Here is a 24,452-nt window from a genome sequence, read left to right as displayed (position 1 = left end):
GGGTGGTCCTTACAGGAAGTAGAGGCGGTTGAGGGAGACGGAGTCGGCCGGTTCGGAGCGCAGCGGGTCGCCGTCGAGGGTGACGAGCCCGGTGCGGCCGTCCACGCCGACGGCTCCGGTACGGGAGTTGAGCAGCAGGTCGGCGGGGCCGATGCCGCGGGTGCCGCGCACCGCGACCCGGCGGCGGCGGGTGGGCAGCTGGTCGCCCCCCTGGTCGAGGGCTGCTTTGGCGACGAAGGCGACGGACAGCTCGGCGGCGGTGCCGCCGTGGGCGCCGAACAGCGGGCCGAGCACGAGCGGTTCGCAGGTGTCGGTGGCCGCGTTGGGGTCACCGGTGACGCCCCAGGCGGGGAAGCCGGACTTGAGGACCATCTGCGGCTTGGCGCCGAAGTAGGCCGGGCGCCACAGCACGATGTCGGCCATCTTGCCGGTCTCGATGGACCCGATCTCGTGCGAGAGGCCGTGCGCGATGGCCGGGTTGATGGTCAGCTTCGCCATGTAGCGCAGGACGCGCGCGTTGTCGTCACCGGGCCCGTCGCCCTCCAGGGGGCCGAGCTCGGCCTTCATCTTCCCGGCCATGGCGAAGGTGCGGCGCACGGTCTCGCCCGCGCGGCCCATGCCCTGGGCGTCGGAGGAGGTGATGCCGATCGCGCCGAGGTCGTGGAGCACGTCCTCGCCGCCCATCGTCCCGGCGCGGATGCGGTCGCGGGCCATCGCCGCGTCGCCCGGCAGGTCGGTCTTGAGGTCGTGGACCGAGACGATCATGCCGTAGTGCTCGGCGACCGCGTCCCGGCCGAAGGGGAGGGTCGGGTTGGTCGAGGACCCGATGACATTGGGCACGCCCGCCATCTTCAGGACATTGGGTACGTGTCCGCCGCCGCAGCCCTCGATGTGGAAGGCGTGGATGGTGCGGCCTTCGAGCACCTTCAGGGTGTCCTCCAGGGCGACTTGGACGTCGTGCTCCTCCGCCACGCGCAGCGCGGTGTCGAGCGCCCGGGTGTGCGCGCCCATGTCCTCGTGGACCTTGAACCCGCAGGCCCCGCCCTCGGCGAGCGCCTCCACCAGGGGGGCTCCGTCGGAGGACGAACCCCGGCCGAGGAAGCCGATGTTGACGGGCCAGGCGTCGAAGGCGGCGAAGGCGCCCCGCAGCGCCCAGGGCGAGTTGACGCCGACGCCCCAGACCGGGCCGAACTCCTGGCCGATGATCGTGGTGACGCCGGAGGCGAGCGAGGCCTCCATGATGCGCGGGGACAGCAGGTGTACGTGGGTGTCGACGGCTCCGGCGGTGGCGATGAGTCCCTCGCCGGAGACGATCGAGGTGCCGGTGCCGACGACCACGTCGACGCCGTCGAGGGTGTCGGGGTTCCCGGCCCGCCCGATCGAGCAGATCCGCCCCTCGCGGATGCCGATGGACACCTTGCGGATGCCCTGCACCGCGTCGATCACGACGACGTTGCTGATGACGACGTCGCAGGTGTCGCGGACGGCGGCGGCCTTCAGGTGCAGCCCGTCGCGGGCCGTCTTGCCGAAGCCGGCCAGGAACTCGTCCCCCGGGGCCTGCGAGTCGGACTCGACCCGCACGGTCAGGCCCGAGTCCCCGAGCCGGATCCGGTCGCCGGTGCGGGGGCCGTGCACGGAGGCGTACTCGTACGGGTCCATCACTTCTCTCCCTCGCGCGGTCCGGTTCCCAGGTATCCGCAGGCCGAGGCCCTGCGCAGGGCCTCCTGCTTGGCGCCGGGCGCGTCAAGGGGCCCGTCGACCAGGCCCGCGAACCCGATGGCGACGCGGTCGCCGCCGATCGGGACCAGGCCGACCTCCTCGCTTTCGCCCGGCCCGAACCTGACCGAGGACCCGGCGGGCACGCAGAGCCGCATGCCGTAGGCCGCCGCGCGGTCGAAGTCGAGCCGCGGATTGGCCTCGAAGAAGTGGAAGTGCGAGGTGACCGAAACGGGCACGGTGGCGGTGTTGGTCACGGTGAGCCGCACCTCGGGGGCCGCCTCCGGGTAGCCGTCGCCGGGCAGCAGCGCACCGGGGGCGGCCTCGCCCGCCGTGCCGCCGATGGGGTCGGGCACCACCGCGAGCCGGGAGCCGTCGTCGAAGACGGCCTCGACATGGACCTCGGTGACCACGTCGGACACGCCGGGCAGCACGTCGTCCGGGCCGAGCACGGCGCGGGCCGCCTCGATGGCCTCGGCGAGCCGCCGGCCGTCGCGGGCCGCCTCGCAGACGGTGTCCGCGATCAGCGCGGTCGCCTCGGGCACGTTCAAGCGGAGCCCGCGGGCCCTGCGGGCCCGGGCCAGTTCCGCGGCGCCGAACAGCAGCAGCCGGTCACGCTCCGTCGGGGTCAGTCGCACGCCACCACACCTCCTGTTTGAACGTCACTCTAACCAGAGATTTCACAGAGCGGAAGCATTGACGGCACCGCTTGGCATGAGTCACATTGAGCGCCACTCAAACCCCCCGAGAGCGAGAGGCGCCGGCATGCCCATAGAACAGCGCGGAGTCGATACGGTCCCGGAAGCGGAACGCACCAGCGGGCCGCGCGACCTCGTGTCGATCCTGCTCGGCTCGAACCTGTGCCTCGGGGTGATCGTCTTCGGCTGGCTGCCGGTCTCCTTCGGCCTCGGCTGGTGGGCCTCGGTCAGCGCGGTGGTCGCGGGCACAGCGGTCGGCACCCTGCTGACCGCCCCGCTCGCACTCGTCTCACTGCGTACGGCCACCAACCTCTCCACGTCCTCCGGCGCCCAATTCGGCGTGCGCGGACGGCTGGTGGGCTCGGTGGTGGGCCTGCTGCTCTCGCTCGGCTACACCGCGCTGACCGTGTGGATCGGCGGCGACGCGATGACGGGCGTCCTGCACCGCCTGTTCGGCCTGCCGACCGGCGGGATCTCGTACGGCGTCGTGTACGCGCTGCTCGCCGCGGCCACCGTCATCGGCGCGGTGTACGGCTACCGGGTCCTGCTTCGCCTGTCGCGCATCCTGGCCGTGGGCATGACAGCGCTGCTGATCCTCGGAGTCGTCGCCTACGCGCCGCACTTCACCACCTCGGCGCTGCCGGACGCGGGCGGCTATCTGCTGGGCTCGTTCTGGCCGACCTGGCTGCTCGCGCTCGTCGCGGCGGGGCTCAGCGGCCCGATCGCGTTCATCACGCTGCTCGGCGACTACACGCGCTACATCTCGCCGACCCGGCACCGCCCGCGCCGCGTCCTGCACGCGACCTGGCTCGGCCTGACGGCCGGCCTCCTGGTCCCCCAGCTCTTCGGCACGTTCACCGCGTACGCGGCCCGCGCGGCCACCGACTACGCGGGCCCGCTCGTCTCGGCCGCCCCCGGCTGGTACCTGGTGCCGCTGCTGCTCGCGGCCTCGGCGGGCTCGGTGGGCAACGCGGGTCTGATGCTCTACTCGATGGGCCTCGACCTGGACGCGATCCTGCCGCGCGCCTCGCGCACCCAGGCGACGTTCGCGGTGGCCGGCGTCGCCACGGTGTGCGTCTTCGCGGGCCACTTCGCCTGGGACGCGCAGGCCGCGATGACCTCGTTCGTCCTGCTGCTCACGGCGATCGGCACACCCTGGGCGGTGATCACCCTGATCGGCTTCGTGCGCTGCCGGGGCGTGTACGACGCGGACGCCCTCCAGGTCTTCAACCGCCGTTCGCGGGGCGGCGTCTACTGGTACCGCGCCGGCTGGAACCTCCGCGCGGTGGCGTCCTGGGCGCTCGGCGCGGGCACCGGCCTGCTGGCCGTCTCGCTGCCCAACTACCAGGGCCCGCTGCTGAGTTGGACGGGCGGAGTGGACTGCAGCTTCCTGCTGTCGGGGATGGTGGGCGGGGCGGCATACCTGATATTGACGGTCCGTCAGGCAAACGCGCTGGAGGGGCTGGACACCCCGGCCGACATCGGCCGGGAGTCCAGCCCCTCCAGCGTTTAGCGGGGCGGCGCTCAGCCCAGCGGGTGCATCCACCCGTGCGGGTCCGGGGACACCCCGGTCTGCAGATCGAGCAGCGCCTCACGGAGCTTCATCGTGACCTCGCCGGGCTCACCGTCACCCTGGGTCCAGTTGGCGCGGGCCGACTTCACCGAGCCGACCGGGGTGATGACCGCGGCCGTGCCACAGGCGAAGACCTCGGTCAGGGTGCCGTTCTCGTTGTCCCGCTTCCAGTCCTCCGTGGAGATCCGCCCCTCGACGGCCTCGTAGCCGAGGTCTCGGGCGATCTTCAGGAGGGAGTCACGGGTGATGCCGGGAAGCAGCGAGCCCGTCAGCTCGGGGGTGACGATCTTGGGCTTCTGGCCGGCCTCGCCCCCGTACACGAAGTACAGGTTCATGCCGCCCATTTCCTCGATCCAGCGGTGCTCGACGGCGTCGAGCCAGACCACCTGGTCGCAGCCGTGCTGGGCGGCCTCGGCCTGGGCGACCAGGGAGGCCGCGTAGTTGCCGCCGGTCTTGGCCGCGCCGGTGCCGCCCTTGACGGCACGGACGTACTCCTCGGACAGCCACACCGAGACGGGCTTGACGCCGCCGGGGAAGTAGGCGCCGGCCGGGGAGGCGATCACGATGAACAGGTACTCGTTGGCCGGCCGCACGCCGAGGCCGACCTCCGTCGCGATCATGAAGGGCCGCAGGTAGAGGGAGGCCTCACCGGTGGCCGGGACCCACGCCTTGTCCTGCTGGACCAGCGCGTCGCAGGCCGCGATGAAGAGGTCGACGGGCACCTCGGGCATCGCGATGCGGCGGGCCGAGGACCGGAAGCGCTCGGCATTGGCCTCGGGCCGGAAGGTGGCGACCGTGCCGTCGGCCTGGCGGTACGCCTTGAGGCCCTCGAAGATCGTCTGCGCGTAGTGCAGCGTCATGTTCGCCGGGTCCATGGACAGCGGGGCGTACGGCACGAGCTGGGCGTCGTGCCAGCCGCGGCCCTCGGTCCAGCGGACCGTCACCATGTTGTCGGTGAAGTGGCGGCCGAAACCGGGGCTGGCCAGAATCGCCTCGCGCTCCGCGTCGGACAGCGGATGCGAGGTGGGCTTGAGCTCGATCGTGGGCGTCGTCATGAGTGCTGTGTCCTTCACCGGTGGATAGTGACGGACCGCGCTCACGCCGCCGCTGCTGCCTGGACGTCCGAGCTGCTCCGCATGCCGCGGCCCACGTCCGATTATCGCTCTTGGCGGGGCCTTGGACACAACGGTGTGATGTGCGGTCCGGGGTTGATGGTGTCACCCGGTGGCAGCATGCGAAAAGCCGCCGGGTGCAAAAGCGAACCCGGCGACTTTTTCGTGTGGGGAGCCGCGGGGTCAGCCGGCTACCCGTACGGCGAGCGCGTCGCCGATCTCGTCCGTCGTACGGACCGAGTCGCCGCGGGCCGCGAGGTCCGCCGAGACGGCGGCCTCGATGCGGGCGGCTTCGGCCTCGTGGCCGAGGTGGCGGAGCAGCAGGGCGACCGAGAGGATCGTGGCCGAGGGGTCGGCCTTGCCCTGGCCCGCGATGTCCGGCGCGGAGCCGTGCACCGGCTCGAACATCGACGGGAACTCGCCGCTCGGGTTGATGTTGCCGGAGGCCGCGACGCCGATGCCGCCGGAGACGGCCGCGGCGAGGTCGGTGATGATGTCGCCGAAGAGGTTGTCGGTGACGATCACGTCGAACCGCGCCGGGTCGGTGACGAGGAAGATCGTCGCCGCGTCCACGTGCAGGTAGTCGGTGGTGACGTCGGGGAACTCCTTCGCCACCGCGTTGAAGATGTTGGTCCACAGGTGACCGGCGTAGGCCAGGACGTTGTTCTTGTGGACCAGCGTCAGCTTCTTGCGCGGGCGGGCCTGGGCGCGGGCGAAGGCGTCACGGACCACGCGCTCGACACCGAAGGCGGTGTTGACCGAGACCTCGGTGGCGACCTCGTGCGGCGTTCCGGTACGGATCGAGCCGCCGTTGCCGGTGTACGGACCCTCGGTGCCCTCGCGCACGACGATGAAGTCGATCTCGGGCTGGCCGGCGAGCGGGGTGGCGACGCCGGGGAGCAGCCTGCTGGGGCGGAGGTTGACGTAGTGGTCGAAGAGGAAGCGGAGCTTCAGCAGGAAGCCGCGCTCCAGGACGCCGGACGGGACCGTGGGGTCGCCGATCGCGCCGAGCAGGATCGCGTCGTGCTGCTTGAGGGCGGCGACGTCGGCGTCGGTGAGGGTCTCACCGGTGGCGTGGTAACGCCGGGCGCCGAAGTCGAACTCCCTGGTCTCCAGCTTCACATCCTGCGGAAGGACGGCACTGAGAACCTTCAGGCCCTGGGCCACGACCTCCTGGCCGATGCCGTCACCGGGGATCACTGCGAGATTGATGCTGCGAGAACTTGCCGACATGGGGGAACCCTACTCGCCGTCCCAGCCATTGACACCCGATGTCCACAGTGTGGACAGGTCGAAATCTCCCGCGAAACGCGTAGGCAGGTGTACGCCCGCCGTTCATCTCCCGGTGAGAATCGCGTCGGCTCGAAGGAGGACGTTTCCGGCCATGGACATCCCGAGATTCGGCATCCCCGACCGGCTCGCCGAGCGCATGAGCATGGCCGAGCAGCACGAGTACCTGCGCAGCAGGCTGACCCGGCGTGGGGTGCTGCGCACCAGCGTGGCCACCGCCGCGGTCGCCGGGGCCGGCGTCGCGACGGCCGGGGCAGCCTCGCCCGCGTTCGCGGCTCCCACCGCGCTCACCTCCAACTCCCGTACGGGAGTGGACGGTTCGCTGGCCGCGCCGTTCGGCCGCCACCTCGCGTACGGAGCCGACCCCAGGACGCAGATGCGGGTCTCCTGGCAGGTCCCGTTCGCGGTGAAGAAGCCGTACATCCGCATCGGTACCAGCCCCTGGTCGCTGAGCCGGAAGATCGACGCCGAGGTGCGCCACCTGACGACGCCCGCCCTGAACGGCGGGAAGATCGCGGCCGCCGAGCAGTTCTACGTGCACGCGGGTCTGGACCGGCTGCGTCCGGGCCAAACGTACTACTACGGCGTCGGCCACGACGGCTTCGACCCGGCGGACCGACGCAACCTGGGCACGCTCGGCACCTTCACCACCGCTCCTGCGCACGCCGAGAACTTCACGTTCACGGCCTTCGGCGACCAGGGCGTCAGCTATCACGCGCTGGGCAACGACCAGGTGATCCTGGGCCAGAACCCGGCCTTCCACCTGCACGCGGGCGACATCTGCTACGCCGACCCGTCGGGCTCGGGCCAGTCCTCGGACCAGTACGACGCGCGTACCTGGGACCAGTTCCTGGCGCAGACCGAGTCGGTCGCCAAGACGGTGCCGTGGATGGTGACCACCGGCAACCACGACATGGAGGCCTGGTACTCGCCGCAGGGCTACGGCGGCCAGAACGCCCGCTGGTCGCTGCCGGCCAACGGCCCGGACCCGGTGAACCAGCCCGGCGTGTACTCCTTCGTGCACGGCAACGTGGGCGTGATCGCGCTCGACGCGAACGACGTCTCGTACGAGATCCCCGCCAACTTCGGCATCAGCGGCGGCAAGCAGACGCAGTGGCTGGACAAGCGGCTCGGCGAGCTGCGTGCCCATCACGCGGTCGAGTTCATCGTCGTCTTCTTCCACCACTGCGCGTTCTCGACGACCAGCTCGCACGCCTCGGAGGGGGGCGTGCGCGACGCGTGGGTGCCGCTGTTCGAGAAGCACCAGGTGGACCTCGTGATCAACGGGCACAACCACGTGTACGAGCGCACCGACGCCATCAAGGGCAACAAGGTGGGCCGCAAGGTCGCGATCGGCGAGCGCACCGACCCGACCCGCGACGGCATCGTGTACGTCACGGCCGGTGCGGCGGGCCGTTCGCTGTACAGCTTCCCGGTGCCGGACTCGTACGAGGGCCGGGTCGCGGACCGCGACAGCGTGGACACCTTCCACTGGGCCAAGGGCGGCGCGAAGGTCACCGAGACCGTGGAGTGGTCGCGGGTCCGCTACACCAACTACTCGTTCCTCGCGGTGGAGGTCGAGGCCGGCCGCCACCCGAGGATGAAGGTCAGCGCGCTCGCCGAGACGGGCGAGCGCATCGACCACTTCGAGATCCAGCGCGGACGTTAGCCGGACAGCCGGGCTCAGTGCCCGGTGGCGCCGCCGTTGTCCCTGCGGTCCAGCGCACGCTGGAGGGCGGCGGCGGCGTTCTTGCGGTCGGACTCGCTGCTGCGCGAAGAGTGACGGACTCGGCGGGTGGGCTGCTTGACCATGGGGATTCGACTCCTCTGCTGGGAGGTCCGGGGGCGGGCCCCGGCGGATGCAGTGAGGTGCCGGAAGGGGCGGGGAGCGCTGCCGCAGGGGTTGCCTGCCAAGGGGCACTGCGCTCGCGGCCGCCATTCGCTGGATCTGCGAGACGTTCGGCTTCTACAAAGCTAAGCCTTGCGGTCGAGTCTGTCTCCACAATTACTCGGACTTCCTACTATCTGAGACGGGCGCCTCTCTACGAGGTGCGGGCAGATGGCCGCGCGAGCTTCGTACGCACCGCGTCGCCCGCGCCCCGGTGCAGCCGCAGCGCTCCCACCAGAGGGGCCAGGCCGACCACGCCGAGCAGGCAGAACGCCACCGCGTAGGCGGCGGAGGGGGTGCCGGTGACGGCGCCGCCCAGGCGCAGCGCGACGGTCGCGACGGCCACTCCGAGCCCGGCCGCGAGCTGGTTGGCGGTCGCGGACAGCGCGTTGGCGTCGCGCAGCCGCTCGGGTGCCATCTCACTGAACGCGATCGTGGAGTAGCAGGTCAGGCCGAGCGAGCGGGCGGCCCCGCTGAGCATGACGAGGGCAGCGGTCACGGCGACGGGCGTCGCGCCGGTGAGCAGCGCGCAGCCCGCGACGGTCGCGGCGAGCCCGGCGGTGGAGACGAGCAGCAGCGGACGGAAGCCGAAGCGGTTGAGCAGGTACGTGGTCGCGGGCTTGATCCCGATGTTGCCGACGAACACGAAGAGCACCACGGCGCCGGACTTCACCGCGCTCCATCCGAAGACCTCCTGGAAGAGGAGGGGCAGCAGGAACGGCATGGCGCCGACCACGAGCCAGAAGAGCGACCCGCCGGTCACGGAGGCCCGGAACGACGCCACGTCCAGGGTGCGCAGATTGACCAACGGGTGGGCGGTGCGCAGCAGATGGCGCCCGGCCGCGCCGAGCGCGAGAACCGCGAGCGTGGCCACCGCGTCCACCGTCGGCCAGCCGCTGTCGGTGTCGGCGACCAGGTGGGCGGCCCACGTGAGGGCGGCGAGCCCGGTGCTGCTGAGCAGCACGCCGGGCAGGTCGAGCGGCGGCGGGGTCGCGGTGGGTCCGGCCGTCACCAGGCGCCGGGCCACGACGAACGCGGCCGCACCGAGCGGCAGGTTGACCAGGAACATCCAGTGCCAACTGGCATACGTGGTGAGCAGTCCGCCGAGCAGCGGGGCGACCACGGGTGCCATCAGGCCCGGCCACACGATGTACGCCATGATCTTCGGGATGTCGGTCTTCGGGGCCCCGTTGAGCACCAGGAGCCGGCCGACCGGCACCATCATGGCGCCGCCCGCGCCCTGCAGGACGCGCATGGCTATGAGGAGGCCGAGGCTCCCGCCGGCCGCGCAGCCTGCCGAGGCGAGGGTGAACACCACGATCGCGGTGAGGAAGATCCGCCGGGCGCCGTAGCGGGCGGTGAGCCAGCCGCTGAGCGGTATGAGCACGGCGAGGGTCAGCAGATACGCGGTGATCACCAGGCCGACGGAGGCGGGCGTGGTGTCGAGGGAGGCCGCCATCTGCGGTGCGGCGGTGGCCACGATGGTGCCGTCGAGCATCTCCATGAAGAAACAAGCGGCGACGAGCAGGGCGGTGGCGCGCTGTCTGGGTTCGAGCATGAGGTCAAGACTGACCGCGCCCATTGCTGCACACAAGGTCCGGTTGGTTAAGCGAGACATGCGTACTGTGCAGCATTGGGCCATACTCGGCGCATGCAACAGCTCCCGGACATGAATCTGCTGCCCTCGCTCGACGCCCTGCTGCGGGCCGGGAGCGTGGCGGGGGCCGCCGCCGAGATGCGGATCTCGCCGTCCGCGATGAGCCGGACCCTGGGGCGGCTGCGCAGGGTGGTGGGCGACGAACTGCTCGTGCCGTCGGGGCGCGGCCTGACGCTGACGCCGCGCGCCCGGGAGCTCCAGCCGCGCGTGGAGGCCGCGCTGGCGGCCGCGCTGGCGGCGCTTCGCCCACCGCCGGAGCTCGAACTGGCCACCCTGCGAAGGGAGTTCACCATCCGGTCCAACGACGGCGTCGCCGTCATCTTCGGCTCGGCGCTGACCGAGCGGGTGATGCGCGAGGCGCCCGGGGTGCGGCTTCGGATGCTTCCCGAGGGCGAGGAGGACCCGGCCGATCTGCGGGGCCGGATCGACCTGGAAGTGGGCCAGATGCACGACCTGCCGCACGACATCCGCAGCAGCCCGCTGGGCGAGTACAGCTATGCGGCGGTGGTGCGCGCCGACGGGCCTTACGCCGCCGAGCGGTTGACCCCCGAGCGGTTCGCCGCGCTCCCCCACATCACGGTCACCCGGCGCGGCCGGGTGCGCAGCGTGGTCGACGAGCAGCTCGCCGAACTCGGCCTGGTCCGCGACGTGCTGGCCACCGCGCCGACGTACTCGGCGGCCTGCTTCTTCGCGCTCCGCTCGGACGCGCTCGCGCTGGTGCCGCGTCAGTTCGCGGTCGAGGCGGCGCGGGCGATGCCGCTCGCGATCCTCGACATTCCCCTCGACCTGCCGACCATCCCGTTCGTGCAGGCCTGGCACATCAGGGTGGACGCGGATCCGGCGCACCGGTGGTTGCGAGGGGCGTTGGCCGAAATAGTGGGGGAGGTCAGCGGGGTGGGCCGACCGGCTGAGGGCGGGCCGGCTGGGCCGGAGGCCGCTGCGGGCGGGTCGACCTCGGCGCGACTGACTGAGGGACTGGCCGAGCCGCGACCGACTGAGCGACTGGCCTAGGGCGCAGTGCCCGCAGCTCCCTGATCAGGCCGCGTACGGCGACCGATCCGGCGAGTTCGGGCGTGGTCACATAGCCGACGGAGCGTGTCGGGCGCTCCGGACCGAGATCGGTGATCTCGATGGTGGGCGGTGCTCCGACCAGTGACAGCTCCGGCATGATCGCCATTCCGAAACCGCTGCTCACCATCGAGAGCACTGCTCCGTCGTCCTCGGCGCGAACCGTCGCGGCCGGGATCCACTCCTGCTCGGCCCACCAACGCCGGGTGTACGACGTGCAGTTCTCGGTCCAGTCGACCAGCGGAAGCGAGCGCGGCGCGGCGTGCCCGGCCGGGTGCACGAGCGCGTACCCCTCCTCCAGGAGTACGTCGCCGACGAGCCCGGGCGGGATCGGCGAGGTGGTGCCGATCGTCGCGATGCCGAGGTCCGCGCGCCCCGCCGCCACCTCCCCGGCCGTCCCCGCGCCGACCTCCCGCACCAGGCTGACTTCCGGCACGATCCCGGGGTACCGGGCAGTGAGCCGTTCCAGTGCGGCGGGCAGCAACTGGAGTGCGGCGCTGCGGAACGCGGCGATCCGCAGCGGCCCCGCCACCGTGTCGTCCGCCGGATCGGGCGCGGCCCCGCGCGCCTCGGCCGCCAGGGTGTCGAGGAGCCGGAGCACCCGCCGTGCGTGAGCGACGGCCCGGCTCCCGGCGGGCGTCGGGGTCGCGCCGCGTCTGCCCCGCTCGAAGAGAACGGCGCCTATCTTGGCCTCGCTGGAGCGCACCGAGTGCGAGACGGCGGACTGGGTCATGCCGAGCTTCTCGGCGGCGGCGGAGAAGCCGCGCTCGCGCTCCACGGCCACCAGGACGCGTAGTTCGTGCGGGGCGAGATCGCTGGCCATGGAGGCTCCTACCTGTACGTATGAGCAGAGTTGATGGATCGCTCGGTTCCATCGACGCAACCCCCTGCCAGGCCCGCGCATTCCTTTCTAACGTCCTGGGCCATGACGACTTCGATCACCGTTCAGCAGACCGCCCGCCCCGACGGGCTCCCCACCCCGGCCGACTTCGAGCTGGTCCGGGCCCAGGTCCCGGACCCCGCCCCCGGCACCGCGCTCGTCGAGAACCTCTACCTCTCCGTGGACCCGTACCACCGCGAGGTGATGGACGAGGGCCCGCTCGCTACCCCGCTGGAGGGCCGCGCGCTCGGCCGGGTGCTCGCCTCGCGCGATCCCGGGCTCGCGGCGGGCGACCTCGTCTTCCACCGGCAGGGCTGGCGCACCCACGCGCTGGTCACCCTGGGCGTCGACGGGGTGCGCAAGATCAAGGCGTACGACGGCGTCCCGCTCTCCGCCCACCTCGGCATCCTCGGCGGCACCGGGCTCACGGCGTATGTGGCGCTCACCCGGACCCTGCGCCTCAAGCCCGGCGAGGACCTGTTCGTCACGGCGGCCGCCGGGGGCGTCGGCACGGCAGCCGGACGCATCGCGCGGCTGCTCGGGGCGGGCCGGATCATCGGCAGCGCGGGGTCGCCGGAGAAGGTCAACTACCTTACGGGGACGGTTGGTTACGACGCCGCCTTCGACTACCACGAAGGCCCGGTCGGCGAGCTGCTCGCCAAAGCCGCTCCGGACGGGGTCGACGCGGTCGTCGAGAACGTGGGCGGCACCCACCTGGAGGGCGCGATCGCGGGGCTTCGCGACCACGGCCGGATCGCCTGGGTGGGCGCGGTGGCCCAGTACAACAGCCCCGCCGAGCCGCCGGCCGCGCCCCGCAACCTCTACGACGTGGTCCACAAGAGCCTCCGCCTGGAGGGCGTACTCGTCCGCAACTACCGCGACGCTCAAGGCGAGTTGGAGGATTTCCTCGTCCCGCACCTGAGGTCCGGACGGGTGGCGTCGGACGAGACCGTGGTGGCCGGGTTCGAGGGAATCCTGGACGGGTTCATCGGAATGCTGCGCGGGGCCAACACCGGGAAGCTCCTCATCCACGTGGCCGACTGAGCACGCACTCCGTGTGCGGGACAGCCTGGACCGGCCCGGCGTCACCTCAGCCATGTGACCTCTCATCACCTCTCACCGGACCTTAAGAAACCCCGCCGTTGACCCAGTGTTCATAAATCTCTCCCTGTAGAGGTCTAGCTTCAGACCATTGGCTGGCGCCACTCTTGCGCTCGATGTGCCGCTGGGGCACAGGCGACCGAAGAGGCGGGCGGATGACACCGATCAGTCGTAGAGGATTCGTGGCGCTCGGCGCGGGCGTGGCGGCCGGAGCCGTGCTGCCCCCGGGGGCGGCCGAGGCCGTCGGTTCGGCGGTCACGCGCACGGCGGCCGCTTCGGCGACCGGCACCATCAAGGACGTCAAGCACGTGGTGATCCTGATGCAGGAGAACCGCAGCTTCGACCACTACTTCGGCCGCCTCAAGGGCGTCCGGGGCTTCGGCGACAAGAGCGGCATCCTGCTCTCGGGCGGGCAGCCCGTCTTCAACCAGCCCAACGGCCTCGGCCGCCAGTACCCGTGGAAGCTCAGCTCGACCCCGGACGCGGGCGGCGCCGACGGCGAGACCCTCGCCCAGTGCAACGGCGACCTGCCGCACAGCTGGACCTCGCAGCACGCGGCGTGGAACAAGGGCCGGATGGACAGCTGGGTCTCCGGCGTCGGCAACGTGCGCTCGCTCGGCTACCTCGACCGGGCCGACATCCCGTTCCACTACGCGCTCGCCGACAACTACACGATCTGCGACGCCTACTTCAGCGCGACGCTCAGCGCCACCGGGCCCAACCGCACCTACCTGTGGAGCGGCAAGGTCGACGGCTCCAGCTACGACGGCGGCGACGAGTCCGGCCTGACCTGGGAGACGTACGCCGAGGCCCTCCAGCGCGCCGGGGTCAGCTGGAAGGTGTACCAGAACGCCAACGACAACTACGGCGACAACGGCCTCGCCTACTTCTCGAAGTTCACCTCCGCGCCCGCCGGTGACCCGCTGCACGACCGCGGCATGGGCTCCGTCCCGGCGGCCACCGGCTCCACCCCCGACGACATCGCCGCCGCGATCAAGGCGGACGCGCTCGCCGGGACGCTGCCGCAGGTGTCCTGGGTGGTCGCCAACCAGGCCTTCTCCGAGCACCCCTACGCCCCGCCCGGCGACGGCGCGCACTTCGTCGACCTCGTCCACCGTGCGCTCGCCGCGGCCCCCGACGTCTTCGACTCGACCGTCCTGTTCCTCAACTACGATGAGAACGACGGCTTCTTCGACCACGTGCCCCCGCCCTCGCCGCCCGCCGGAACCGCGGGCGAGTTCCTCAACGGCATCCCCTACGGCCTCGGCTTCCGGGTGCCGATGCTCGTCATGTCGCCCTGGACACGCGGTGGCTGGGTCTCCTCGGAGGTCTTCGACCACACCTCCGTACTGCGCTTCATGGAGAAATGGACGGCCGCCCTCGGCACCCCGGCCACCTGCCCGAACATCAGCGCCTGGCGCCGCAAGGTCACCGGCGATCTGACCGGCCTCTTCGACTTCTCCTCGCCGGTGTACGGCCTGCCGTCCGGGCTCCCGGCCACCAAGGTGATCGGCATCGGCACGTGCGGCCCGCTGCCCAACCCCGCGCCGCAGAACAACGCGCTGCCCGCCCAGGAGTCCGGCACCCGCCCGGCCCGCGCGCTGCCGTACCAGCCGAACGGCAACCTCGACCGGTTCGAGTTCAAGGCCGCGGGGCAGATCGTGGCCTGGTTCTCCATGGCCAACCAGGGCTCCCCCGCCACCAGCGCCGCGCACTTCTCCCTGCACCCCAACGCCTACCGGGACACCACGCCCTGGCAGTACACGGTCGACCCGGGCGGCACGGCCACCGACTCCTTCCAGATCGGTACGGGCGCGGGCGCGGGCAAGTACGACTTCACCATGGCCGGCCCGAACCGCTTCCTGCGCCGTTTCGTCGGCGACGCGACGAAGGCGGGCAAGTCCATCGAGGTGGCGGCGCGCTACGCGGTGGAGACCGGCACGGGCAAGATGGCGGTGTGGTTCAAGATGACCAACTCCTCTTCCACGACAGTGAAGTTCACGATCACCTCGAACCAGTACCGGACCGGCACGTGGACGTACAGCGTCCCGGCGGGCGGCTCCACCGAGGACTTCTTCAACGCGGTGGCGTACCAGAACGGCTGGTACGACTTCACGGTCACGGCCGACTCCGACTCGACGTGGTCGCGCCGGTACACGGGGCACATCGAGACGGGGGCGGTGTCGGTCAGCGGGTGACGCCGACCGCGTGCCGGAGCTCTGCCTGAGTACGAGAGCTCATGCGGCGCCGGTCGTGCGGCAGCAGAGTGGAGGCCATGAACGGCCTTTACGCACTCAAGCCCTGGTACGCGGACCGGCTGTCCGGCGTCCGCGGGGCGCTCGCGCGGCACGGTGTTTCGCCGGACACGCTGACCGCGGCGGGCGTGGTGTCCGCCGCCGGGGCGGCCGCAGCGCTCGCCCTGCTGCCCGCCCCGCTCGCCGCCCCGCCGGTCGCGGCCGGGGACCGGCCCGGTCGCGGATGCGCCGATGCCGGTCCCCGGCCCTGCTCGAACGGCCGACAGCCGGCCGCCCGTCGGCTCAGAACAGCGTGTCGCTGTTCTCCACGTTGTAGCTGACGGTCTCGGCCTCGCCGAGCCCACCGCCCTGGAGGCCGCGGTAGACGCGGACGACTCCGCCGACGGCGAGCAGGTCGGGGTGCCCGTCCTGGTCGTAGTCGCCGATGCCGAGCAGGGTGTCGTACGCGGCCCAGCCACCCGTACCGATCATGACGCGGTTGCCGAACCCGCCTCTGCCGTTGCCCGGGTAGAGCCACAGCTTGCCGTTGTTCTCGCTGACGACGAGGTCGTTCCGGCCGTCGCCGTTCAGGTCGCCGGGCCCGGCGAAGGACTTCATGGCGTTCCAGCCGGCGCCGAGCAACAGCCGGTTGCCGAACGAGCCCTTGCCGTTGCCCGGGTACGTGTAGAGGTTCCCGGCGGTGTCCCGGGCCAGCAGGTCGCCCTTGCCGTCGCCGTTGAGGTCGCCCGTGGCCTGGATCCGGCTCATGCCGTTCCAGCCACCCCCGAGGGGCAGCCGGTTGCCGAACGAGCCGTTGCCGTTGCCCGGGTACATGTAGAGGTTCCCGGTGGTGTCCCTGACCAGCAGGTCCTCGTTGAGGTCGCCGTTGAGGTCGCCGTGCCGGGTCATCGCCGTCATGGAGTTCCAGCCGGCCCCGAGCAGGGATCCGGCGGAGTTGCCGCTCAGGAACCACAGCCGGCCGGCGTAGCTGCGGTGGAGCAGGTCCGGCGCGCCGTCGCGGTTGAGGTCGCCGAACGACTGGGCCGGGCCCGCGGTGGGACCGTACGGGGTCGACCAGTCGAGGCTCTCGGTGCCGCCCTGGCACTCCCGCACGGTGTGCGCCCAGCGGGCGGAGCCGAGGTTGTTGTCCAAGTGGCTGTTGGCGTCCGCGAAGTCGGACAGATTGATGCCGTAGCTTCCAGGCCCGCCCGCCATGACGTCGTGCACGGAGTCGAGGTACTCGTAGTTGGTCCGGCTGTACAGGCAGAGCTGTTCGTAGCCGGTGCGGTTGACGACCGACGACGCCTTGGAACGCCAGGCGCCGAGGTCGCGCTGCGGAGTCGAGTACGACGCCATCGCGCCTTGGCCGTCGGCGCCGTCGAAGACGCAGAACTTGCCCTGAGGACAGCGGTCGAAGCCGGTCGCGGCCTGGGCCGGAACGACGGAGGTCGCGACAAGCCCCAGGGCGGCAGCAGCCGTCACCAGGGCAGCGCGAAGCTTGGTACGCATGGAAGGTTCCCCCCAAGGAACAACTCATCCGCACATGTGCGCGGAGAGAGCTGCATGGTAATGGCTGCCCAAAAACCGCACCACGCGGATGGTGCCCAGGCTCCCCGCGGCCGAGGTGGAGGCCACCCTCCGAACCTTTCAAGTCACCTGCGCGCCCCATGACTTGGCCCAGACCACACCCCGCCGCCAGACTCGCCCCATGCCCACACCTACCGAGCAGCACTGGACCCCGATCCACGGCGAGCCGTACCGGCCCGTCCCCTACCGTCCGGCCCGGATGGCGAGCACCGAGACCCTGGCGCGGGCCGCCGAGTTGCGCGAGCGCATGGACGAGCGCCGCACCGTACGCCGCTTCTCGCCCGACCCCGTCCCCGAGCGGGCCGTCCGTGACGCGGTCGCCTGCGCCGCGACCGCCCCGTCCGGCGCCCACCAGCAGCCGTGGACGTTCGTCCTGGTCAAGGACGCGGACGTACGGCGCAGGATCCGCGAGGCGGCCGAGGAGGAGGAGCGGATCTCCTACGACGGGCGGCTCGGCGAGGAGTGGCTGGCGGCGCTGCGGCCCATCGGCACGGACGCCGTGAAGACCCACCTCACCGACGCCCCGGTGCTGCTCGTCGTCTTCCAGCAGCGCTACTGGCTGGCCGAGGACGGCACCAAGCACAAGCACTACTACGTCGACGAGTCGGTCGGCATCGCGGTGGGCATGCTGCTCTCCGCCCTCCACCAGTCCGGCCTGGCGGCCCTCGTCCACACGCCGAGCCCGATGCGCTTCCTGTCCGAGGTCCTGGAGCGGCCCGCGAACGAGAAGGCGTTCGCCGTCATCCCGGTCGGCTACCCCGCCGACGACTGCGAAGTACCGGATCTGGTCCGCAAGTCGCTCGACCAGGTGCTGGTCGAGGTCTGAGCCCCGGGCCCGGACATGGAAACCGCCCCCGTCCTCGGTTGGGGGACCAAGGACGGGGGCGGGGTTTCGGTGCGACTACGACGTCAGCCCATGTGCGGGTAGGTGTAGTCGGTCGGCGGGACCAGGGTCTCCTTGATGGCGCGGGTCAGCGTCCAGCGCATCAGGTTCTGCGGGGCGCCCGCCTTGTCGTTGGTGCCCGACGCGCGGCCGCCGCCGAAGGGCTGCTGGCCGACGACGGCGCCGGTCGACTTGTCGTTGATGTAGAAGTTGCCCGCCGCGTAGCGGAGCTTCTCCATCGTGTGGGCGGCCGCGGCGCGGTCGTTGGAGATGACGGCGCCGGTCAGGGCGTAGTCGGAGGCCGACTCCATCTGCTCCAGCATCTCGTCGTACTTGGCGTCGTCGTAGACGTGGATCGCCAGGATCGGGCCGAAGTACTCGGTCGTGAAGACCTCGTTCGCCGGGTCGGTGCACTCGATGACGGTCGGGCGGACGAAGTAGCCCACCGAGTCGTCGTACGTGCCGCCCGCGACGATCGTGCAGGAGGCGTCGGCCTTCGCGCGGTCGATCGCGGCCTTGTTCTTGGCGAAGGAACGCTCGTCGATGACCGCGCCGATGAAGTTCGACAGGTCGGTGACGTCACCCATGGAGATGCCGTCGACCTCGGCCGCGAACTCCTCCTTGAAGCCGTCGTTCCAGATCGAGGCCGGGATGTACGCACGCGAGGACGCGGAGCACTTCTGGCCCTGGAACTCGAAGGAGCCGCGGGTCAGCGCGGTCTTCAGGACGGCGCGGTCGGCGCTCGGGTGCGCGACCACGAAGTCCTTGCCGCCCGTCTCGCCGACCAGACGCGGGTAGGTGCGGTACTTCTCGATGTTCGTGCCGACGGTCTTCCACAGGTGCTGGAAGGTCTTGGTCGAACCCGTGAAGTGGATGCCCGCCAGGTCGCGGTGGTTCAGGGCGACCTCGGAGACGGCCAGGCCGTCACCGGTGACGAGGTTGATGACGCCCTTGGGCAGGCCCGCCTCCTCCAGGAGCTGCATGAGCAGCACGGCGGCGTGGGTCTGCGTCGGGGACGGCTTCCACACGACGACGTTGCCCATCAGGGCCGGGGCGGTCGGCAGGTTGCCCGCGATGGCCGTGAAGTTGAACGGCGTGATCGCGTAGACGAAGCCTTCGAGCGGGCGGTGGTCCATGCGGTTCCACACGCCCGGCGAGTTCGCCGGGGGCTGCTCGGCGAGCAGGTTGCGGGCGTAGTGGACGTTGAAGCGCCAGAAGTCGACGAGCTCGCACGGGGTGTCGATCTCGGCCTGCTGGGCGGTCTTCGACTGGCCGAGCATCGTGGAGGCGGCCAGCGTCTCGCGCCAGGGGCCTGCGAGCAGCTCGGCGGCGCGCAGGATGATCGCGGCGCGGTCGTCGAACGACATCGCGCGCCAGGCCGGGGCGGCGGCGAGCGCGGCGTCGACCGCGTCCTGGGCGTCCTGCTCGGTGGCGTTGGCGTAGGTGCCGATGACGGCGCGGTGGTTGTGCGGCTGCACGACGTCGAAGCGCTGGCCACCGCCCATCCGCTTCTCACCGTTGATGGTCATCGGCAGGTCGACGGGGTTCTCCGCCAGCTCCTTGAGCTTGGCTTCCAGACGGGCGCGCTCCGGGGAACCAGGGGCGTAGCCGTGCACCGGCTCGTTGACCGGGGCGGGGACCTGGGTCACAGCGTCCATGATTCCTATACTCCTTTGTGAGGGGTGTTCGGGTAAGCGGAGGCTCGGGGCCTGTCCGAAATCTAGTTCTTTGTGATCATCGAGCGGACGAAGAACAGCAGGTTGGCCGGCTTCTCCGCGAGGCGCCGCATGAAGTAGCCGTACCAGTCGGTGCCGTACGCCGTGTAGACGCGCATCCGGTGGCCCTCGGCGGCGAGCCGCAGGTGCTCCTCGCTGCGGATCCCGTACAGCATCTGGAACTCGTACTCGTCCAGCTTGCGCCCCGCGCGCCGGGCGAGCTCCTGGCCGATGGCTATCAGGCGCGGGTCGTGGGACCCGATCATCGGGTAGCCCTCGCCCTCCATGAGGATCTTCAGGATGCGGACGTACGCCTTGTCGATCTCGCCCTTGTCCTGGTAGGCGACCTCGGCGGGCTCCTTGTAGGCGCCCTTCACGATGCGTACGCGGCTGCCGTTCGCGGCCAGGCGGCGGGCGTCGGCCTCGGTGCGGAAGAGGTAGGCCTGGATGACGCAGCCGGTCCCCGGGAAGTCCTTCCGCAGCTCCTCGTGGATGGCGAACATCGAGTCGAGGGTGGTGTGGTCCTCGGCGTCCAGGGTGACCGTGGTGCCGATGGAGGCTGCGGCCTCGACGACCGGGCGGACGTTGGCGAGGGCCAGCTCGTGGCCGCCCTCCAGCGCCTGGCCGAACATGGAGAGCTTCACCGACATCTCGGCCTTGGTGCCGTGGCCGAGTTCCTTGAGGCGCTCGATGAGTTCGAGGTAAGCGTCGCGGGCGTGGCCGGCCTGCTCAGGGGTGGTGATGTCCTCGCCCACCACGTCGAGGGTGAGCTCCAGGCCCTTGCCGACGGTCTCCTCGACGATCGGGACGACCTGGTCGACGGTCTCGCCGGGGATGAACCGGTTCACCACGGGCTTGGTCACCGGGGCGGCCGAAACGAGCTTGCGCATCTTGTCGCTGCGCGACGCGGCGAGGATCACGGGACCCAGCACGGGGCACCTCCACGGAAAGAAACTAGACGGGGCCGTGACCGGGACCGAAGGGACGATGGACGCCTTCCGGACGTACCGGTAACGGCACGGAGAACCACCGTGAAACCTAAGGATCTCCCCGATCCTCTGCCATCGACAGCTGTCACGCATCCGTGGCCCAGATCTCATACACATGTCTGAAGCGCCTTCCTGGATGAGCGAGAATGGCTCTTGTGAAGGGCGACTACCAGGATCTGGTCGATGAAATCTCGGCGCTGCTCGGCGCCCCCGCGACGCTGGAGAACCGGGATTTCGGGCTGATCGCCTTCGGTGCGCACGACTCCGAGGACGACCTCGCGATGGACCCGGTCCGCACCCGTTCGATCCTGACCAGGAAGTCGACGCCCGCCGTCCGCGCCTGGTTCGAGGCCTTCGGCATCACCCGCGCCACCGGCCCGGTCCACATTCCGGCCGCCCCCGACGCGGGGGTCTTCCGCAGCCGCATCTGTCTTCCGGTACGCCACCGGGGCGTCGCCCTCGGATACGTCTGGCTGCTCGACGCCGAGCCGGGACCGGCCGCGGACAAGCTGGCCGCGGCGATGGAAGTGGCGGCCAGGATCGGGGTGCTGCTGGCGGACGAGGCGCAGGCCGGCGCGGACCTCTCGCGCGAGTTCCGGGCGGCGCTGACCGCCGAGCGCGGCTGGCAGCGCGACACCGCGACGGCCGCGCTGCAGGCGGCCCTCGGCCCGGACGCGGAGGGCCTGCACGCGCTGGTGTGCGTGGCCCCGTGGCCGGGCGAGGACGCCCCTTCGGCCCGTACGGTGCCCGGGGCCGCGGCGGTGTGCACGGTGCCGTGGTCGACCTTGGGCGCGAGCGCGGGGCCGGGTCTCGCCGCCCTGGTCCGGTTGCGGTCGGCGGATGCGCTCGCGCCGGCCCGGACCGCGGCGGAGCGGCTGCGCGGGGATGCCGGGAACGGTGCGGCGGCCGGGGTGGCGGTGGCCCGGCGCGGTCTCGCCGAGCTCGCCCTCGCCCACCAGGAGGCGACCTCCGCCGTGCGTGCGGCACTCGCGGAACCCCGGCTCGGCCCGGTCGCCCAATGGTCGGACATCGGCCCGTACCGGATGCTGACCGCGCTGCCCGCCGTACGGGACCAGGACCCGGCGGTGCGGGCCCTGTTGACCCCGGCGCACCGTGAACTCGCCCGCACCGCCGAGGTGTTCCTCGACCACGCGGGCCAGGCGGGGCGCGCGGCGGCGGCCCTGGGCATCCACCGCCAGACGCTCTACTACCGGCTGTCCCGCGTCGAGCACCTCACCGGCCTAGACCTGGACCAGGGCGAGGACCGGCTGCTGCTGCACATGGCGCTGAAGGCGGCGCGGCTGTGACGGTCGACTCCGGCTCGGCGAACGGGAGTTGAGCCATCAACTCCGGTCCCGGGAACGAGAGTTGACCGTCAGCTCCAGCCCTGGGTCCCCGGCGCGACCCTCAGCTCGCATCCTGGGCGCCCTCGGCGCCCTCGTCCCCGTCGAGCCCCATCACGATCTTCAGGCCCTCGGTCAGGTCCTTCGCCGAGGGGGCCGTTTCCGGGTCGACCATCCACTGGACCATCACCCCGGCGAGCAGCGCCTGGTAGAAGGTGCCGGCGAGCCGCGCCCGTTCGGGGTCGGCGTTCTCGTCGATGCCGAGGAAGCCCTCCGCGAGGCCCTTGCGCCCCTCCAACTGCGGCCCGGCGAGGGCCTTTTGGAGCTCGGGGTCGCTGTCGATCCGGGAGACGATCTCCATCTGGAGCTTCCAGACCGGGCGGCTCCGCTCGTACGAGTCGATGACGCCCGCCCAGCCCCGCTCGAAGCGCTCCAGCGGGGGCAGGCCCTCGCCCACGGCCCCCTTGTCCCGGCCCTCGGCGACCGCGTCGCCCCACTCCTCGGTCAGCTTCAGGAAGGCCAGGTTGAGCAGGGCCTCCTTGGAGCCGTAGTGGTAGCCGATGGAGGCCAGGTTGGTGCCGGACTCGGCGACGATGTCGCGGGCGGTGGTGCGGGCGTAGCCCTTTTCCAGCAGGCAGCGCTTGGCGCCTTCGAGCAGATCCTCACGGTGTCCCATGACAGCAGCGTACCCGGCATACAGACATCCGTCTAAGACAAGCGTCTAAGTCGGACTCTGCGGGCCGGGTACGGGGCCGCGGGACCGGAGCGGGTCAGTCGGTCAGGTTCACCGAGCGGGCCGAGTTGGCGCCGATCTCCTCGGCGACCTCGGTCAGCACGTTCTGCGGGATGGTGTCGTCCACGGTCAGCACGGCGAGCGCGTCGCCACCCTCCTCCGCGCGGGAGACCTGCATGCCGGCGATGTTGAGCCCGGCCTCGCCGAGCACCCGGCCGACGGTGCCGACGATGCCCGGACGGTCCTCGTAGCGCAGCACGATCATGTGGTCCGCGAGCGCCAGGTCCACGTCGAACTCGCCGATCGCGACGACCTTCTGGAGGTGCTTGGGGCCGGCCAGGGTGCCGGAGACCGAGACCTCCTCGCCGTTCGAGAGGGTGCCGCGCACGGTCACCACGTTGCGGTGGTTCGGGGACTCGCTCGACGTGGTCAGGCGGACCTCCACGCCGCGCTCCTGCGCGAAGAGCGGCGCGTTCACGTAGGAGACCGTCTCGTCCACGACGTCCTCGAACACGCCCTTGAGCGCGGAGAGTTCGAGCACCTTGACGTCGTGCTGGGTGAGCTCGCCGTACACCTCGACGTCGAGGCGGACCGCGACCTCGCCCGCCAGCGCGGTGAAGATGCGGCCGAGGCGCTCGGCCAGCGGCAGGCCGGGCTTGACGTCCTCGGCGATCACGCCGCCTTGGACGTTGACCGCGTCCGGCACCAGTTCGCCCGCGAGGGCTAGGCGTACGGACTTGGCGACGGCGATGCCGGCCTTCTCCTGGGCCTCGTCGGTGGACGCGCCCAGGTGCGGGGTGCAGACGACCTGGTCGAGCTCGAACAGCGGGGAGTCCGTGCAGGGCTCCTTCGCGTACACGTCCAGACCGGCGCCCGCGACGCGGCCCTCCTTGAGGGCGGAGTACAGCGCGGCCTCGTCCACGATGCCGCCGCGCGCCGCGTTCACGATCCGCACGTGCGGCTGCACCTTGTGCAGCGCCTCGTCGCCGATCAGGCCGAGCGTCTCGGGGGTCTTGGGCAGGTGCACGGTGATGAAGTCGGAGACTTCGAGCAGCTCGTCGAGGGAGAGCAGCTTGACGCCCATCTGGGCGGCGCGGGCCGGCTGCACATAGGGGTCGTACGCGACGATCTTCATGCCGAAGGCCGACATGCGCTGGGCGACCAGGACGCCGATGCGGCCGAGGCCGACGACGCCGAGGGTCTTCTCGCTCAGCTCGACGCCGGTGTACTTGCTCCGCTTCCACTCGCGGTTCTTCAGCGCGGTGTTGGCCTGCGGGATGTTGCGCGCGGTGGCGACCAGGAGGCCGCAGGCGAGCTCTGCGGCGGTGACGATGTTGGAGGTCGGTGCGTTCACGACCATGACGCCGGCCTTGGTGGCGGCCGAGACGTCGACGTTGTCGAGGCCGACTCCCGCGCGGGCGACGACCTTCAGCTTCTTGGCGGCGGCGATCGCCTCCGCGTCGACCTTGGTGGCCGAGCGGATCAGGATCGCGTCGACACCAGCGATGGCGGGCAGCAGTTCCGCGCGGTCGGCTCCGTTGCAGTGCCGGATCTCGAAGTCCGGCCCGAGGGCGTCGACGGTGGCGGGCGACAGCTCTTCAGCGATGAGTACGACAGGTTTCGAGCTCACGTGGGTCCTCACTGAATCCTTTGCGGACGGCCGTCCCGACGGCCGCAGGCGGTGGAGGGGCTAGACCGCGTGGAAGACGCACGACGCTGTGGGCCTGACGCGTTTGTGTTGCTGAGCAGTGTAGTGCTGCTCCCCCGAGGGTTTTCCGCCACGAAGGCAGGATCACCCGATGGGGGTTGGACTGGTTGTCCAGGGTCGTGCGGTAGCCGACGGGGCCGGACACGAATACTGTGCCCGACCCCGCTGACATCCGGCTTACGCCTCGTCGTTCTGGACCCAGCTCATGAGCTTGCGGAGCTCCTTGCCGGTGGTCTCCAGGAGGTGCTCGGAGTCCTGGGTCTTGTACTCGTTGTAC

Annotated in this window: 18 protein-coding genes and 1 pseudogene; 7 read left to right on the top strand and 12 right to left on the bottom strand. The window is 71.0% G+C overall.

The annotated features are described in order from the left end of the window. Positions 1–9: 9 nt before the first annotated feature. Positions 10–1,659, bottom strand: a complete 1,650-nt coding sequence (locus tag ADK54_RS02430; RefSeq protein ID WP_053723809.1) for an urease subunit alpha — start codon at positions 1,657–1,659, stop codon at positions 10–12. Continuing rightward, positions 1,659–2,354 carry an urease subunit gamma gene (gene ureA / locus ADK54_RS02425; protein WP_053723808.1) on the bottom strand — a complete coding sequence of 232 codons (696 nt, stop codon included), beginning with the start codon at positions 2,352–2,354 and terminating at the stop codon, positions 1,659–1,661. The genes ADK54_RS02430 and ureA overlap by 1 nt, the downstream gene beginning before the upstream one ends. A gap of 127 nt (positions 2,355–2,481) precedes the next feature. Between ureA and ADK54_RS02420 the strand changes: the two genes are divergently transcribed. Continuing rightward, positions 2,482–3,927, top strand: a complete 1,446-nt coding sequence (locus ADK54_RS02420) for a cytosine permease (RefSeq protein WP_053723807.1) — start codon at positions 2,482–2,484, stop codon at positions 3,925–3,927. Between the two features lie 11 nt (positions 3,928–3,938). On the opposite strand, the gene ADK54_RS02415 is transcribed toward ADK54_RS02420, so the two are convergent. Both ADK54_RS02415 and ADK54_RS02410 read right to left on the bottom strand, forming a co-directional pair. Continuing rightward, positions 3,939–5,042: a branched-chain amino acid aminotransferase gene (locus ADK54_RS02415; protein WP_053723806.1), complete on the bottom strand. Its 1,104-nt coding sequence runs from the start codon at positions 5,040–5,042 to the stop codon at positions 3,939–3,941. A 240-nt stretch (positions 5,043–5,282) separates the two neighbouring features. Then, complete coding sequence (locus tag ADK54_RS02410; RefSeq protein ID WP_053723805.1) at positions 5,283–6,332, bottom strand: 3-isopropylmalate dehydrogenase; 1,050 nt, start codon at positions 6,330–6,332, stop codon at positions 5,283–5,285. A 151-nt stretch (positions 6,333–6,483) separates the two neighbouring features. Between ADK54_RS02410 and ADK54_RS02405 the strand changes: the two genes are divergently transcribed. Beyond that, the gene (locus ADK54_RS02405) at positions 6,484–8,058 is read left to right on the top strand and encodes a purple acid phosphatase family protein (protein ID WP_053723804.1); all 1,575 of its coding nucleotides are present in this window, start codon (positions 6,484–6,486) and stop codon (positions 8,056–8,058) included. Positions 8,059–8,072: 14 nt separating this feature from the next. On the opposite strand, the gene ADK54_RS48185 is transcribed toward ADK54_RS02405, so the two are convergent. Together ADK54_RS48185 and ADK54_RS02400 are read right to left on the bottom strand one after the other, a co-directional pair. Continuing rightward, on the bottom strand, positions 8,073–8,201 hold the full coding sequence (locus ADK54_RS48185) for a hypothetical protein (protein WP_107090443.1): 129 nt from the start codon (positions 8,199–8,201) through the stop codon (positions 8,073–8,075). 230 nt (positions 8,202–8,431) lie between these two features. Beyond that, the gene (locus ADK54_RS02400) at positions 8,432–9,835 is read right to left on the bottom strand and encodes an MFS transporter (protein ID WP_053723821.1); all 1,404 of its coding nucleotides are present in this window, start codon (positions 9,833–9,835) and stop codon (positions 8,432–8,434) included. 93 nt (positions 9,836–9,928) lie between these two features. Between ADK54_RS02400 and ADK54_RS02395 the strand changes: the two are divergent. Continuing rightward, positions 9,929–10,795 (top strand): annotated as a pseudogene (locus tag ADK54_RS02395) (LysR family transcriptional regulator); the annotation flags it as partial. 25 nt (positions 10,796–10,820) lie between these two features. On the opposite strand, the gene ADK54_RS47140 reads toward ADK54_RS02395, so the two are convergent. Continuing rightward, entirely contained in the window at positions 10,821–11,825 is a 1,005-nt protein-coding gene (locus ADK54_RS47140) for a LysR family transcriptional regulator (RefSeq protein ID WP_078966075.1), read from the bottom strand. Between the two features lie 102 nt (positions 11,826–11,927). Here ADK54_RS47140 and ADK54_RS02385 point away from each other — a divergent pair, with 102 nt between their 5' ends. After that, entirely contained in the window at positions 11,928–12,926 is a 999-nt protein-coding gene (locus ADK54_RS02385; RefSeq protein WP_053723801.1) for an MDR family NADP-dependent oxidoreductase, read from the top strand. 212 nt (positions 12,927–13,138) lie between these two features. Next, on the top strand, positions 13,139–15,181 hold the full coding sequence (locus ADK54_RS02380; RefSeq protein ID WP_053723800.1) for a phosphocholine-specific phospholipase C: 2,043 nt from the start codon (positions 13,139–13,141) through the stop codon (positions 15,179–15,181). A gap of 339 nt (positions 15,182–15,520) precedes the next feature. Here ADK54_RS02380 and ADK54_RS02375 read toward each other — a convergent pair whose 3' ends face one another. Beyond that, positions 15,521–16,726 carry an FG-GAP-like repeat-containing protein gene (locus ADK54_RS02375; RefSeq protein WP_053723799.1) on the bottom strand — a complete coding sequence of 402 codons (1,206 nt, stop codon included), beginning with the start codon at positions 16,724–16,726 and terminating at the stop codon, positions 15,521–15,523. 199 nt (positions 16,727–16,925) lie between these two features. On the opposite strand from ADK54_RS02375, the gene ADK54_RS02370 reads away from it, so the two are divergent. Continuing rightward, positions 16,926–17,630, top strand: coding sequence for a nitroreductase family protein (locus tag ADK54_RS02370; protein ID WP_053723798.1), 705 nt, complete (start codon positions 16,926–16,928; stop codon positions 17,628–17,630). Between the two features lie 83 nt (positions 17,631–17,713). Here ADK54_RS02370 and pruA read toward each other — a convergent pair whose 3' ends face one another. Then, a complete protein-coding gene (pruA, locus tag ADK54_RS02365; protein WP_053723797.1) occupies positions 17,714–19,345 on the bottom strand; it encodes an L-glutamate gamma-semialdehyde dehydrogenase in 1,632 nt (543 codons plus the stop codon). A 62-nt stretch (positions 19,346–19,407) separates the two neighbouring features. Then, on the bottom strand, positions 19,408–20,334 hold the full coding sequence (locus ADK54_RS02360; protein WP_053723796.1) for a proline dehydrogenase family protein: 927 nt from the start codon (positions 20,332–20,334) through the stop codon (positions 19,408–19,410). 203 nt (positions 20,335–20,537) lie between these two features. Here ADK54_RS02360 and ADK54_RS02355 point away from each other — a divergent pair, with 203 nt between their 5' ends. Continuing rightward, on the top strand, positions 20,538–21,698 hold the full coding sequence (locus ADK54_RS02355; RefSeq protein ID WP_053723795.1) for a PucR family transcriptional regulator: 1,161 nt from the start codon (positions 20,538–20,540) through the stop codon (positions 21,696–21,698). 100 nt (positions 21,699–21,798) lie between these two features. On the opposite strand, the gene ADK54_RS02350 is transcribed toward ADK54_RS02355, so the two are convergent. Further along, positions 21,799–22,410: a TetR/AcrR family transcriptional regulator gene (locus ADK54_RS02350; RefSeq protein ID WP_053723794.1), complete on the bottom strand. Its 612-nt coding sequence runs from the start codon at positions 22,408–22,410 to the stop codon at positions 21,799–21,801. Between the two features lie 94 nt (positions 22,411–22,504). Next, positions 22,505–24,097 carry a phosphoglycerate dehydrogenase gene (gene serA / locus ADK54_RS02345; protein WP_053723793.1) on the bottom strand — a complete coding sequence of 531 codons (1,593 nt, stop codon included), beginning with the start codon at positions 24,095–24,097 and terminating at the stop codon, positions 22,505–22,507. Positions 24,098–24,452 lie beyond the last annotated feature (355 nt).

The organism is Streptomyces sp. WM6378 (genome assembly GCF_001279695.1).
Lineage (GTDB): Bacteria > Actinomycetota > Actinomycetes > Streptomycetales > Streptomycetaceae > Streptomyces.
Note: the sequence above shows the minus strand (reverse complement) of the source record. Positions and strands in the feature narration are given on the sequence as shown.